General features: G+C 57.3%; 16 protein-coding genes. 11 read left to right on the forward strand and 5 right to left on the reverse strand.

Translation table 11 applies throughout. From position 1 onward, the window contains the following. Positions 1-103: 103 nt before the first annotated feature. The 5 genes from UB23_RS16495 to UB23_RS16515 form a co-directional block, all read right to left on the reverse strand. The gene (locus UB23_RS16495; protein ID WP_045060370.1) at positions 104-1,225 is read right to left on the reverse strand and encodes a DUF2817 domain-containing protein; all 1,122 of its coding nucleotides are present in this window, start codon (positions 1,223-1,225) and stop codon (positions 104-106) included. A 74-nt stretch (positions 1,226-1,299) separates the two neighbouring features. Further along, positions 1,300-2,067 carry an ABC transporter ATP-binding protein gene (locus UB23_RS16500; protein ID WP_045060371.1) on the reverse strand — a complete coding sequence of 256 codons (768 nt, stop codon included), beginning with the start codon at positions 2,065-2,067 and terminating at the stop codon, positions 1,300-1,302. A gap of 26 nt (positions 2,068-2,093) precedes the next feature. Further along, positions 2,094-2,807, reverse strand: coding sequence for an ABC transporter permease (locus UB23_RS16505; RefSeq protein WP_045060372.1), 714 nt, complete (start codon positions 2,805-2,807; stop codon positions 2,094-2,096). Further along, positions 2,804-3,493, reverse strand: coding sequence for an ABC transporter permease (locus UB23_RS16510; RefSeq protein WP_045060373.1), 690 nt, complete (start codon positions 3,491-3,493; stop codon positions 2,804-2,806). Before UB23_RS16510 ends, UB23_RS16505 begins: the two co-directional genes overlap by 4 nt. 136 nt (positions 3,494-3,629) lie before the next feature. After that, a complete protein-coding gene (locus UB23_RS16515) occupies positions 3,630-4,400 on the reverse strand; it encodes an ABC transporter substrate-binding protein (protein ID WP_045060374.1) in 771 nt (256 codons plus the stop codon). 451 nt (positions 4,401-4,851) lie between these two features. Between UB23_RS16515 and UB23_RS16520 the strand changes: the two genes are divergently transcribed. From UB23_RS16520 to UB23_RS29790, 11 genes are all read left to right on the forward strand, one after another. Then, complete coding sequence (locus tag UB23_RS16520) at positions 4,852-5,787, forward strand: LysR substrate-binding domain-containing protein (RefSeq protein ID WP_045060375.1); 936 nt, start codon at positions 4,852-4,854, stop codon at positions 5,785-5,787. 358 nt (positions 5,788-6,145) lie between these two features. Continuing rightward, on the forward strand, positions 6,146-6,271 hold the full coding sequence (locus UB23_RS30510; RefSeq protein ID WP_269082900.1) for a hypothetical protein: 126 nt from the start codon (positions 6,146-6,148) through the stop codon (positions 6,269-6,271). Between the two features lie 401 nt (positions 6,272-6,672). Further along, complete coding sequence (locus UB23_RS30515) at positions 6,673-6,975, forward strand: transposase (RefSeq protein WP_269082901.1); 303 nt, start codon at positions 6,673-6,675, stop codon at positions 6,973-6,975. Positions 6,976-7,295: 320 nt separating this feature from the next. Beyond that, the gene (locus tag UB23_RS16525) at positions 7,296-8,045 is read left to right on the forward strand and encodes a hypothetical protein (RefSeq protein WP_045060376.1); all 750 of its coding nucleotides are present in this window, start codon (positions 7,296-7,298) and stop codon (positions 8,043-8,045) included. Positions 8,046-8,162: 117 nt separating this feature from the next. Continuing rightward, positions 8,163-8,396, forward strand: a complete 234-nt coding sequence (locus UB23_RS16530) for an AlpA family transcriptional regulator (protein ID WP_045060377.1) — start codon at positions 8,163-8,165, stop codon at positions 8,394-8,396. A gap of 2 nt (positions 8,397-8,398) precedes the next feature. Beyond that, positions 8,399-9,241 (forward strand): ParA family protein, encoded by an 843-nt coding sequence (locus UB23_RS16535; RefSeq protein ID WP_045060378.1) that lies wholly within the window; start codon positions 8,399-8,401, stop codon positions 9,239-9,241. Further along, the gene (gene dnaB, locus UB23_RS16540; RefSeq protein WP_082069193.1) at positions 9,238-10,587 is read left to right on the forward strand and encodes a replicative DNA helicase; all 1,350 of its coding nucleotides are present in this window, start codon (positions 9,238-9,240) and stop codon (positions 10,585-10,587) included. The genes UB23_RS16535 and dnaB overlap by 4 nt, the downstream gene beginning before the upstream one ends. Further along, on the forward strand, positions 10,587-10,802 hold the full coding sequence (locus UB23_RS16545; protein WP_045060379.1) for a hypothetical protein: 216 nt from the start codon (positions 10,587-10,589) through the stop codon (positions 10,800-10,802). Before dnaB ends, UB23_RS16545 begins: the two co-directional genes overlap by 1 nt. Positions 10,803-10,812: 10 nt before the next feature. Next, the gene (locus UB23_RS16550; protein WP_045060380.1) at positions 10,813-12,390 is read left to right on the forward strand and encodes a ParB family protein; all 1,578 of its coding nucleotides are present in this window, start codon (positions 10,813-10,815) and stop codon (positions 12,388-12,390) included. Then, entirely contained in the window at positions 12,387-12,935 is a 549-nt protein-coding gene (locus UB23_RS16555) for a DUF2857 domain-containing protein (protein ID WP_045060381.1), read from the forward strand. The genes UB23_RS16550 and UB23_RS16555 overlap by 4 nt, the downstream gene beginning before the upstream one ends. After that, a partial coding sequence (locus UB23_RS29790; RefSeq protein ID WP_045060383.1) for an STY4528 family pathogenicity island replication protein occupies positions 12,932-14,018 on the forward strand: 1,087 nt, incomplete at its 3' end. The genes UB23_RS16555 and UB23_RS29790, both read left to right, overlap by 4 nt.

Here is a 14,018-nt window from a genome sequence, read left to right on the forward strand (position 1 = left end):
CGCCAATGGTGCCGCGGAAAGCATTCAAGACCGCGCAGGGCAGCCTTGAATTGGGGGATAGGTTTAATCGCAACCCGCGACTGCGATGAGCTGGGGGGGGGTGTTAGAGGGGGGGTGGAAGCTTAATCTGAGCAACCGCCGCCAGGGCCCCCTCCCAGATTTGTCGAGTGCGCAGCCAGACCAGCTCCCGCCAGTCACTGTCAGCCGGATAGAACTGTTCGAGCAACTCCAACTTAATTTGCCTGGCCAGCGGGTCGGTCAGGTCGCCGTATAGGTGCAGCCACTGATCGTTGCGCAAAACAGTATGAATCTGCTCCCCGGGATAAGTGCCGCATTCGATTACGAACGGCATCAGGTGCACCTGTGGCAGCGCATCGAGCAGGGCCTGCGAGGTGTAGCCAGTGGCTGTCGCGGCCACCCCGGTAGAACTCTGGCTATCGGCACCAGTGAGCAGCGTGTAGAGCCACGGACCGTATAGCGCCTGAGCAGTGTTCAGCGCCGGGTAAGCCGATTGGGCAATGCTCATCAGCATTGGGTGGCCGTAGTCCCCGGCGCCGGTGTGTAGGTCAAAGCACATGGCGACCTGAGTGTGCGCCAGGTGCTTTTTCAGGATGCTGCGTAAAGTCTTGTTTGACCAAGCTGGTGCCTGGCCACCGTAGAACAGACCATTGGGATGACAGTACTGGCCAGCCTCGACAATTGACATCACGACTGACCAGCCCTCCGCACGTACACGCTCGTTGAGCAAGGCATCAGCGCGTTCGCGTATCGCCCCCTTCAGCTGTGGACAGGTATAGATCTCATGCTGGGCCTCGTAGCCCTGGTTGTCCGGCAAAGTTTGAGTGAAGTCCAGATAGTTGCGATTGAGGTCGATGTTATCTTCGTTGACGCGGCGGATCCAGGCCGTGCCCCAGGGATTGATCAGGTGAATCATCAGCACCGCGACGTCGGCGGGTAGGTTTCTCTCGGTGAAGGTTTGCAGCCATTGGATCTGGCAGTCCGAGCCATAGAAACCCTCAACCCCGTGGGTGCCACTGAGGCAGACCAGCACTCGCTTGGCCTTTGGATCACCGAGCCAGGCGACATCGGTGCTCAGATGCTCGTCAAAAGGCCCGCGCAAGGGGTGAGGGTACTCGCTCAGGCTCGCGCCTGCGGCTATGGCCGCCGTTAAAAACCGTTCACGTTGACTGGCAAAACTGGGGTGCGTTGGAAAGCCTGGGTTCATGATTGCCTCATTTTGATCAACAGGTACCGGGCTTTCAGGAGTCGCCCGGCACAAAGTTAGGGGCGCTCGCCGAATTACTTCAAACGGCCAGAGAGGAACTGCGTCAAACGCTCGCTTTGCGGGTTGACCAACACCTCGCTGGGGTGGCCTTGTTCCTCAACGCGGCCTTGATGCAGGAACATGACGTGGTTCGAGACGTTGCGCGCAAAGCCCATTTCGTGGGTGACCACGACCATGGTCCGGCCTTCCTCGGCCAGAGCCTGCATCACCTTCAACACTTCACCGACCAGCTCCGGGTCGAGTGCCGAGGTCGGCTCGTCGAACAGCATAACTTCAGGCTCCATCGCCAGTGCCCGGGCAATCGCCACACGCTGCTGCTGGCCACCTGAGAGGTGGGATGGGTATTTGGTTTCCACACTAGACTCCAAACCTACCTTAGCCAGGTACTTGCGCGCTCGCTGCTCGGCTTCCTTGCGTTTGATCCCAAGGACGTGAACAGGTGCTTCAATGATATTTTCCAAGACCGTCATGTGTTGCCACAGGTTAAAATGCTGGAACACCATCGACAGTTTGGTGCGCATTTTTTGCAGTTGGCATGGGTCAGCCACCTGCAAGGCGCCGTTGATATCTTTTTTTGTGCGGATTTCCTCGTTGTTCACGCTAATGCGCCCGGCACAGGGTTGTTCGAGGAAGTTGATGCACCGAAGAAAGGTACTTTTGCCCGATCCGCTGGAACCAATGATACTGATGACATCACCGGCCTTGGCGTTGAGTGACACGCCCTTCAGGACTTGATGGGCGCCGTAGCTCTTGTGCAGTTCATCTACGCTTAGTTTGTACATATTCGATGCTCTCTAAATACGGCCAGTCAATGAGTCTGTGGCTTGAGGTAGGCTAACCAGCGCATTTCGCAGCGCCGAAACAGCCAGATCAGGGCAAACACCATCAAGGCATACAACACCGCGGCGATGCCAAAGGCCTCGAATGAGGAATAGGTCGCCGAGTTTACATCGCGGGCGACCTTGAGCAGATCAGGTACCGTGGCGGTGAAGGCGAGAGTAGTTGAGTGCAACATCAGGATCACTTCATTGCTGTAGTAAGGCAGTGAGCGCCGCAGCGCTGAGGGCAGAATGATCCGCAGATACAAGGTTAATTTGGACATGCCATAGGCGCGCCCGGCTTCGATTTCGCCGTAAGGCGTCGCCCGGATCGCTCCGGCAAAGACCTCCGTGGTGTAGGCGCAGGTGTTGAGCGCGAAGGCCAACAGCGTACAGTTGATCCCTTGGCGGAAGAATGCATCAAGCACCGGCTGGCTGCGGACCATTTCCAGGCTGTAGATCCCGGTGTAAAGAATCAGCAGCTGGATATACAGCGGAGTACCACGGAACACATAGGTGTAGAACCATACCGGACCGCGGATCAATGGGTTCCTCGAGACTCGGGCGACCGCCATCGGCACCGAAAGCAAACCGCCGATGGCGATGGAGACGACCAGCAGCCACAAGGTCATGGCCACGCCGGACAGTTGGTAACCATCGAACCAGAGATAGGCTTGCCAATATTCCTGCACGATTGAGTTCATAGCTGCGCTCCTCTGACGCCGATGGCGTATCGGCGTTCCAGCCATATCAGGACGCCATTGGACAGGGTGGTAATTGCCAGATAAATGAGTGCGCCGATGATGCTGAAGAAGAACAATTGCATCGAATGCTTGCCGGCATCCTGAGTAACTTTGACGATGTCGATCAGACCGATAATTGAAACCAGTGCGGTGGCCTTGATCAGCACCTGCCAATTATTGCCAATACCTGGCAGCGCAAAGCGCATCATTTGTGGAAACAGCACCCGCATAAACACTTGCCGGGGATTCATGCCATAGGCAATGGCGGCCTCGAGTTGACCGGCCGGGACCGACTGAAACGCGCCGCGGAAGGTCTCAGTGAAATAGGCGCCATAGATGAAGCCAAGGGTGAACACCCCGGCAGCCAGAGGATTGATATCGATTTGCTCGAGTTTCAGCCATTCGGTGAAGTTGTTGAGCCAGATCTGCAGGCTAAAAAACAACAGCAGCATGATCAGTAGATCCGGGACGCTGCGAATCAGTGTGGTGTAGCTGGCTGCCAGATAACGCAACAGCCGATGCTTTGAAAGCTTGGCCGACGCGCCGATCAGGCCAAGCACAACGGCCAACAACATCGAGAGTAGTGCTAGCTTGATGGTCGCAAACGTACCTTCGAGAATGAGCGAACCATAGCCCTGTAAAAGCATGTTCTGTCTCTCCTTTGGCAATGGAGGTCTGAAGACCGTCCATTCAGGGGGCTGAATGTTCGGAAATAACCTTTGGGCACGACCAGGCTCGTGATCACCGATACGCTGGTGATCAGAGCTAGTCAGGCATCGGGTATCAGTTATAGATATCGAAGGTGAAATACTTTTTCTGAATCGCGTCGTAGGTGCCGTTCTTGTGCATTTCTGCCAGCGCGCCATTGATCGCCTGCATCAACTCCGGGTCGTCCTTGCGCAGACCGATCGCGATCCCCTCGCCGAGCAACTTTTCATCTGTGACGGCATCGCCGGCGAAGGCGAAGCCGGTGCCATTAGATGTCTGCAAAAAGCCGATATCGGCCACGGCTGCATCCGTCAGAGTGGCATCGATACGGCCACTGATCAGGTCCGGGTACAACACATCCTGATTTGTGTAAGACACCAGAATGACCCCTTGTGGTGCCCAGACGGCCTTGGCATAAGCTTCCTGGGTGGTGCCTTGGGCAATGCCGACACGCTTGCCCTTGAGCGACTCGACGGTGGGCAGCAGGCCGCTGTCCTTTTTCGCGATCAGCCGATTGGGCGAGTTGTAGAGCCGATCCGTGAACGCGACATTCTCCTTGCGCTTTTCGTTGACAGTCATAGCTGAAAGGACCGCATCGAATTTCTTCGCCCGGAGCGCTGGGATGATGCTGTCAAAAGCGGTTTCGTACCAAACACACTTGACCTTGAGCTGGGCGCAAATGGCGTTGCCGAGGTCGATGTCGAAGCCCACCAACTGGCCATCCGGATTTTTTGATTCAAAGGGAGCGAAGGTCGGGTCTACACCAAATCGAATGACACTCAAGTCCCTGGCAAGGGCGCAGGTAGAAGCGAGTGCAATTACCATGGCTAGGACAAACTTTTTCATTCTTGTTTTTCCTTTGTCTATTGGATGAACTGCATACAGACACGTCATTAAATGAAATTACCTGTATATACATGACAGGCAATATACAGGCCAATCTTGCAAAGGATCACGCGGGGCTACGATTTTTGGACAATGTTGACTGAAAGGGGGGGCGGGGCGAATGGTTAGCAAGACTGTGATTTTGTTACGTATCGTAGCGGTGGCGGGAGATTTATTCCCATCGATACCTTCCACATTTCATTTGGACATCAGCTTGCGTCCGTGAGCAAGCACGTGAACGACAACCTAGCTACGGCTCTCGTATTTCTTTTTTCACGTAGGTCATTTCTACGGTCAAGCCTTGTCCATCTACACCAGAAGATGGTAATTACTTTCATAGAAATGTTAAAAACAGTTACTTTATGCACCTGAGCTAAAGCATCAATCTGAAAATTCTTTTGTGGAAATGCTGATGGATAACTTGCCTTCTCTGCGTGCTCTTCAGGTTTTTGACGCCGTCGGACGTTTTGGTGGAATTGTCGAAGCCGCTAGGCGCTTAGGCATCTCGGCAGGTGCGGTAAGCCAGCAAATGAAACTGCTGGAAGACAGCCTGGGTTTGAGCCTAACCTTCAAGGTCGGTAAGCGTATTCGCCTAACCGCCGCGGGGCAGCGCTACCACGACAGTTGCGCTGCGGCATTCGAAAGCCTCCGTATCGCTCAGGTCGAAGTCGAGCGTACGAAGAACGCTAGCAACTTGCGCATCAGTGCCTTGCCATCGTTGTTTTCGGACTGGCTGGCACCGCTGATTTACGCATGGCAGAGTGAGCACCCGGACCTCAATCTATTTCTAGACGGAAGTCATACGGAACCGGCCTCCGATGGCTATGAAATCGATTTCCGGGTGACCTATGGGCACTATGCATTGACTGAAAACGCTGTAGAGTTGTTTCGCGATTGCGTGGTTCCAGTCTGTAGCCCAAAGCTTTTACGCGGCGATGCACCGTTGCACAGCCCGGCGGATTTGCTGAATTATCCGCTGTTGTCGATTGACTGGTTACCGAAGTTCGCATCCCCCCCCTCATGGCGTGACTGGTTCGACGCGCAACACGTAGACCATTCGCAATTACGCGATGGTTATCGGGTCTACTCATTGTCATCGATGGCCATTCAGGCTGCTGTGTCGGGACAGGGAGTGGTATTGGCGCAATGCTCGATGATTGCCAATTCGCTGGCGGACGAGCGTTTGATCATGCCTTTCGCGCGGGGACTTCCATTACCCTCGCCGTATTTCTTGGTGGGTGCTAAAGATGCTTTCGACAAGGCCCATTGCCGCGACTTCCATCGCTGGCTAGTGTCGCGTGGACGAGATCAAATGCTAATTAACGAGCAATTGTTGTCCCGATCATAGACTCGTTGCCAACACAACCGTTCAAAAGTGATGGCAAAACAGGTCAAACCGTGGCTGGCAAGACCCTTCGAAGTCAGAGCATTCAAAATGCACTCTGCTGATAGAGGAGCCGACCTGAAAACTCCATCAGGGACAGCGACCGTGGGCCAAACAAAGTCCGGATTCATGGCCGAAGTCTTTGCCTTCAAAACCTAACGAACCGACCGCTTGATAAACCGCGGGCGTCAATACATGACATTTGCTCGTTCATCCCGTCGCCTCTCGACGCTCGGTAGCACGCTGGCAAACATGTAGATCTCTGAGGGTAATTCGCGCGACCTTCCTGCTTATGCCTGTCGGATATACGTCGTAGCGCTCCATGGAAGTATTGGACTTTGACGATTTTGACCGTCTTACGCCGCTGCGCCGCCTCATCCGCCTCCTGTTCGTCGGGCCAGCATTTGGCGACGACAGCGTTGATGACGATAAACAGCTCAGATCCTGACTGAGAACCTGAGAGGCAAAACAGCTTTCGAGGCTGCAGCATTTTTAACGACAGACAGAAAGCGATTACTCATCAAAGCCCGGGCAGCGCAACCGTCCAAACATGAGCCCGGATACATTAGGGCAAGCATCCTCTCCCCGCTTATCGTCCGTGGCTGCAGGAGATGGGCTGACATACGTTGCCTCGGGCTTCCTTCAAATTCGCAGTCGCCCGCGCCCCCCTTATCTCTGGCTAACACTCCCCTTGCCGGGTGTGTAAAGGACTTTCACCTCCAAGTCACCAGCGTGGCCACCACAGCCAAACTGATTGAGCTAACGCGCAACGCGCCATGCCTGGCGCACAAGCAGATCGCCCGAAGCAGCAGGCCGAGGCGCTAATTACAGCCTTTTAAAGCAGTGTGATTGCGGCTTTGCTCAGACGCCCAGTGGGCGAAGATGGAACCACACTGCGTAGGCAAGCTAAGCGACCCTAGGCGCCGCGGTACCGATAATCGGTGCTTTATCGAGGCGATGCTGTGGATTGCCCGCACCGGCAACCCTTGGCGCGATCTGCCATCTCACTTCGGGAAATGGAGTACGGTCTTCAAGCACTTCTGTGACTGGGTAATGGCCAACGTATTTAAACGACACCAGCCCCGGCTCAGTATCGATGCCAAGATGACCGCCCCCCCGGTGTCCGTTTACCATTTCGCTATAACGCTCTGAAGCGTCGATCCCTATGGACCGCGGCCGATAGATTGAACTCAGCCTGAAACCGGCTATCGTCACAGTTGATGCCATGGCATCGAGAGGATAAACATCTACCTTTCCGGACCCGATTGGGCAACGCAGAGACCTGCAGTGAGACCCCAGGAAAACGTTGGACGAAGATCAAAGCTAGCCACGTAGGGTCGTAGACAAATGGAATGGCCTCACCGAATTTAAAATCCGATTAAGCAACCACTCCCAGCAGTTTCCCAGCAGGTGGGCGGTGCAGGGATGTTCCGCGGGAGGCCTATCCATCAGAAATGGAGGTCCGTCCGCACATGTACGCCGACAATTTCAATCCGCAGGCTAAAATCTTCTATCGACCGATCGATGCCGCCTTGCGATGGTGCAACCTTGTACGTTACGAGGCAAAAATATTACAAGCCGCATGGCACTGCCCGGAGCGGCTAGGGACCTTATTCCCTCAATGGCCCTGCCTTCAGGCCAATCTTGAACGACTTTACGATGCGATGCGTAATGGGGAGTTGGTCTATGGTCACTTCGGTGTTTCAGTGCCGCCGGGAACTCCGTTGGAGTCGATTGCGTTAACCGTGCGCCATTCTGACTTACGTTTCTGGATGCAACGTCACTACCCCGATCAGCGACCGGGCTTTTTGTTCGAGTCCATCAATGACACACATGAACACATCAGCCCGCTGGCTTACCTTTCCCTCCAGGCAGAGCGTGATGCTGCTATGCAAGAATGCAATACCCTGCAACGCCAGATTCAAGATGTTACGGCTGACCTTCAAGCACTGGGACTTGAACAGCAAAGCCTTAACGCGTTAGTGAAGTCGCAAGGGCAACTCAGCGAGCGCAGCGAACACACCCTCCTGCAGATCATTGGCGCTCTGAACTACACCATCCTGGACGTGTCACCTGCCGGCAAACCCATGTCCGTGCTCGAAAATCAAGCCGCGATCGTCGATGCCATAACCGCGCGTTTTAAAGACATTCCCGGTCTTAGCAAACGAACGCTGGACGCAAAATTCGCCGCAGCCAATCGCGCCCTCAAAAAAACCACTTGAGCGAAACAGCATTGCACTGCAATGCCCTCCATTGCAGTGCAATGACACTCTCGCTTTTCTGCTATTCAATTCAGGTCACATCCCATCACGCGCCAAGCGGCGCCAGGAGTGACCAGCATGTCCAGTTCATCCATCCCACACGCTGACAGTCATCAACCACCGGCCGAACGCCACATCATGCGTCGCGATGAAGTGGAACGCAAAACCGGGTTTAAACGGGCGCACATCTACAACCTGATGAAGGAGGGCCGCTTCCCTCAAGCCAAACGCATTGGTCTACGCGCAGTGGGCTGGGACTCGGTGGAGATCGAGCGCTGGATTACCGAACGGCTGACGCCGCAGGAGCAATGAGCATGCGCGTGGTGTCGGTGATTTCCACCAAGGGGGGTGTTGGCAAGACCACGGTGACCGCCAATCTCGGTGGTCTCCTGGCCGATGCCAGTCTGCGCGTGCTGTTGCTGGATCTGGACAGCCAGCCCACGCTGTCCAGTTATTACCCGCTGGAGCATGTCGCCCCGGCGGGCGCCTATGAGCTGATCGCACTCAGCCTGACCGATCCCCCACAGATCGTTTCCCACACCAGACTGGATAACCTCGACCTGATTCTTTCCAACGACCATCGGGGGCAACTCAACACGCTATTACTGCATGCCCCAGATGGCCGCCTGCGCCTACGACACCTGCTGGATGGCTTTCGCGATCAGTATGATCTGCTGCTGATTGACACGCAGGGCGCGCGGAGCGTGCTGTTGGAGATGGCGATCCTCGCCTCTGACCTGGTGCTCTCCCCGATCAACCCGGAAATGCTCGCCGCACGTGAACTGAACCGCGGCACACTAAAACTCCTCGGCGATCTGGAGCCCTTTCGCCACCTGGGGATTGCCGTGCCGCCATTGCGCCTGCTGTTGAACCAGGTGGACTTGGTCAGGCTGGATGCACGGATGATCGTGCGCGGATTGCGCGACAGCTTCCCAGCCGCCAGCTCAATTGCCGTGCTGAACACCGTGATCCCCAATCGGGTGGCCTACGTCAATGCCGCTTCGTTGGGCCTTCCGGTTCACCGGGTGGACACACATAGCCCGAGCGGTCGACGCTCGCCCTCCGCTCTGCAAACCCTGCAAGCCCTGGCCATTGAACTGTTCCCCGAATGGCAGGCCGCCATCTCGAGGGTCGGCACCAGTGCGGAGAAGCCATGATGCACATCGACAACCTGACACCACCCTACTCACTCGAAGCGGAGCAAAGTGTCCTCGGCGGGCTGATGCTGGACAATAGCACCTGGGACTTACTGGCCGATCGGCTGATCGCCGAGGACTTTTTTCGCTCCGAGCATCGGGCAATTTTTAAGGCCATTGAGGCCCTCGCGCAGAAGGATAAGCCCTTCGACGTGGTGACCCTGGCCGAACAACTCACCGACCAGCCCGAATGGGGTGGACTGGCCTACTTGGGAGAACTGGCCAAAAACATCCCCTCAGTGGCCAACATCAAGACCTACGCTGAGATTGTTCGCGAACGGGCCCACCTGCGTCGACTGATCCAGCTCGGGTTCGCTTGCAGCCGCGAAGCCGCTGAACCCCAAGCCAGCAGCCAATTGGTCCAGGAGCTGTTTGAGCAACGGTTGTTCGCCCTGGGCCAGGCGCAACAACGGCAAGAATTCGTCGACCTAAATCACTGCCTGCTGGGTGTGATCGAGGAGATCGACCAGCACTTTAACAGTGGCGAGATCACCACCGGTGTCCCCAGCGGCCTGGTCGAGCTGGACCTCAAGATCGCCGGCTTTCAGCCAGCCGACCTGGTGGTGGTCGCAGCACGACCGTCGATGGGTAAAACCAGTCTGGTGCTGAACTTTGTCGAAACCGCCCTCGCCGCTCGCCCCTGCGCTTCAGTACAGATCTACAGCCTAGAAATGCCTGCACGGGCGCTGGTGTATCGGCTGCTGGCCATTCTGGGTCATCTCTCACTGGCCAATCTCATGAAAGGCCAACTGAGCGACAACGATTGGCCACACCTGACGGCCGCCGCGGCCAAACTACAGGGCTACGGGGAACGCTTGATCATCGATGACAGCCCGGCCCTGACCTGCATGGCATTGCGCTCCCGTGCCCGGCGCGCGGCTCGCCGCTTTGGCGCACCGGCCTTGGTCATGGTCGATTACCTGCAACTGATGCGAGCCCCGGGCCGCGAGACCCGCAATCTGGAAATCGCTGAGATCACCGCGGGCCTCAAGGCACTGGCCAAGGAGCTGAATTGCCCGGTCATTGCCCTCTCCCAACTCAACCGTTCACTGGAGCAACGCAGTAACAAGCGCCCGGTACTGGCTGACCTGCGCGAATCGGGTGCCATCGAGCAGGATGCCGACCTGATCCTATTCGTCTACCGCGATGAGGTGTACCACCCCGAGACCGCCGATCGCGGCACCGCCGAACTGATCATCGGTAAGCACCGTAATGGTCCGACCGGCTTCCTGCGGGTCTTGTTCATCGCCGAGCAAACCCGCTTTACTTCCCTGCATGCCAACAGCGCTTGGCAAGGAGCCTCCTGATGCGGCAAGCCCTTGAGCCAACCGGCTTACCGACCCGACATGCTCTGCTGGATGTTCTGGACGAAGAATACTGCACCGTGGTGTTTCGTCTGCGAGGCGGGCGTCCGAGCAGGAGTGAGTTGCTGGTCGAGTTGTCCCAGTACGTTGAAAGCGCGGGGACAGTCGAAATCGTCCGGTTCCACGTCGGTAATGACTTGGATCACCCCCACGCGTGAGGCTTGCCGAATGAAAAAGCCGACTCAGGAGGACATCAGCGGCAAGCTGATGACCGGCCACTTCGGGCACCGCCTTGAGGTGGATCAAATCGCCGACCCTCTCGTCGATACGCCCATGCTGGTGACCCTAGAGCAGCTGCGACCGTATGAACACAACCCGCGCTTTCTCCGTAACCCCCTGTACGACGAGCTCAAGGCCTCGATCCGCGAGCGTGGTTTGGATCAGCCCCCCCCGATTACCCGACGTCCCGGTGATGCATCCTTCATCATCCGCAACGGTGGTAATACCCGTCTGGCGATACTGGGTGAGCTGTGGCAAGAAACCCGTGATGAACGTTTCTTTCGCATTCACTGCCTGTTCAAACCCTGGACCCATGAAGTCAGCGCCCTGCTCGGCCACTTGGCCGAAAGTGATCTGCACGGTCAGCTCACCTTCATCGAGCGGGCACTAGCGGTCGCCAAACTTAAGGTTATGTTTGAACAGGGGGGTCCCTCTCTGTCCCAACGCGAGCTGGCCACCCGTCTAGCAGGCGGTGGTTATCCGATCTCACAAGCACACCTCAGCCGGATGCTCGGCACTCTGGAGCACCTGCTGCCGTCCATTCCGCAAGTGCTCTATGCCGGCTTGGGAAAACCTCAGGTCGAGCGCCTGATGGGCTTGCGTAGCCAGGCCGAGCAGACCTGGAACCGCTACCCGTCGAACGCCTATGCCTTCAACGAGTTCTGGCTCGACACATTGGCCAGCTTTGATGCAGAGCCGGAGGACTTTGACGTCGAGCGCGTTCAGGATGAACTCCTTGAACGAATGAGCCAAGTGCTCGGACAGTCCTATCGCATGTTGGCGTTGGAGCTGACCGCCGGCCAACGCCCCCAGCCGCAACCAGACATCGTTATAAGCCCATTGCCCGAAATCGGTCACCCTTCGAGCCCAACCGGGTCAGCCCCATCCGCTCTTGAATCTTGCCCCTCCTCGTCTGCGCAGATAGATAACCTGCTAGCGGCGCCACCCAGTCCCCTTTCACGGGTACAGCACATTCGCGATCTGATTGCCCGCGAAACCATGAACGAGTCACTGTCAGACGTTGAGGAACCTGCCGTCGGCCCCACGCGGGCCCAGACGAATGGGTTTCACACAGTGGGCGACCTCTGGCACATTGAGCCCGCACACGACACCCCCGAGCAGCTGCGCTCCGCTATTTTTATTTTGGCACGGTACCTGGCGAGTTACGCCGGACAGGCCGACAGCGTGGTCGAGCAGCTGGACGGGCTCGGCTATACCCTACGGATGGAGCCGCTTGTGCAGAGCTCGCCCCGCTCCACGGGTATGCAGTTGCTGCTGACCGCCCTGCTGCGGGCACATGACGAGGTCCATTGGGAGGATCGCCAACAACTGCCCGCGGCCCTGTTCGGCCAGCTGCTAGCTGGCGTCTACCAGATCCCATTGAATGAACGCCCCGCCCTGAACGTGGGCTTGGAGCGTCTGCCAGATGAGCAGTTGATCCAGCTCTTTCGGCTTATCCGCCTGGCTCGACGCTTGATCGATCATACGCTTGAGCCTTCGCTCGCCCCACCGGAGGCGCTGTCATGAGCCTGTCCTTCAACCTGCTCAATCAGGCCATGCTAACCCAAGTGCTGCATGAGCTGCGTCAGGGTAACTGGCAGCGCTGCAAGGCATTAGGCTTGGGCGAAGACGATCTCACCCTGCTGCAATCCTTACCGCCCACCACCTTGTCGCGCCTGGCCCATGCCAGCGTGTCCTGGGTCGAAATCCGCATTGATTCACCGGTGCTGCGGCGCCTGATTGAGCAAGCCGATCGCGACGAACAGAACGAACGGCTGATCAACCGGGCCCTCAAACTCGGCGCCAGCAGTACCATCATGTACCAGTGCTTCGGCTTGGCCCATTCGGAAACCGCCATGCGTCGCCGACTGCTGAAGATCGAAACCCGTAAGGGCCGTCCTCATCACCTGAGCGAAGCGCAAGAGCATGCGCTCTGGCGGCGCTGGTGCCAGTTGCGTGAGCAAGAAGGTGCCGAGGATCAACTCGACGCGATGATGATGTTGGCCGAAGAACAACAGATCAGCCTGGTGATGGTCTGGCAGCAAATCGCGCAACACAGCCCTCAGCCGTGAATGCGATGGCGACCTCCCGTTGGCAACGGGTGCTGCAACAGTGCACCCGACAGTTAGAAGATCAGTGGCCTACCCGTCCTCCGTCCCCCAAACCTTCCGTCTACGGCCTGCAGGCCGGATTTCTGTACAGCGGCCAATCCCTCGATACTGTGCCACGTCGCCTGCTGCTGGACAGTCGCTTGACGCCGCTCGAGCGCAATGCCTGGCAGGTGTTTCGCTTGTTATTGGACGGTCGGGGCTTGGCCACACCCCGCTACCAAGATCTACAACCTTATTTGTCGACCGTTCCCTATGGCCCTGTGGCCTCTCGCGAGACCATCGCCCGCGTACTCACTGTGCTCAGGCTCACCCGCTGGCTCAGCCTGGTAGCACGTGGGCGCAATCCCACCACGGGGCGCCTGCAAGGTTCGCTGTATGTGCTGCACGACGAGCCACTGACCACAGCCGAAGCCATGGAACTGGATCCGGACTATTTAGAGCTGGTCGGGCATTGCCTCGGTCATGCCGCCAAGAACGTCCGTATCGTTGCGCAGCACGTCCTGGAGGAGGTTCAACGGGATACCGATATTGATCAGCGCCGGCTGCCCACCCGACTGGATGTCTTGGGTGAGCGCTTGGCAGAGTACGCCTTGGAGACACCCACTCCCGATGCCCCCCTGCACGAATCCGAACTGGGTGAAATCACCGCCGTTCGGATTCGTGCAACCCCCAGTTCGGAGTCCGAACCAGGTCTAGAACCCAGCATTCATGGCAGCGTTCGGAATCCGAACGCTGCCTGTACTGTATTAAAAGCATGTATGAGTACTGTACAGCACGTGAGCTCCGGTATGGAAAAGCCAAGCTTGCAGTGGCCCGCTGCGTTGCATCTGCGCCCAGAGGAGCAACAGGCAGCCGTCATTGCGCTGAACAAACTGGAGCCCAGTGATCGCCAGGCAGTATTGAACGAGGCGGGGGCCCGTTGCGCGGCCGGTGGCATCCGCAAACCCACCGCCTACCTGATGGGCCTGATCCAGCGGGCGCTACGCGGTGAATTCCATCCCTGGGCGGGTCAGACCGCAGCGTCACCCGTCGTCAGCTCAGGCA

The organism is Pseudomonas sp. ES3-33, assembly GCF_000952175.1.
Taxonomy (GTDB): domain Bacteria; phylum Pseudomonadota; class Gammaproteobacteria; order Pseudomonadales; family Pseudomonadaceae; genus Aquipseudomonas; species Aquipseudomonas gregormendelii.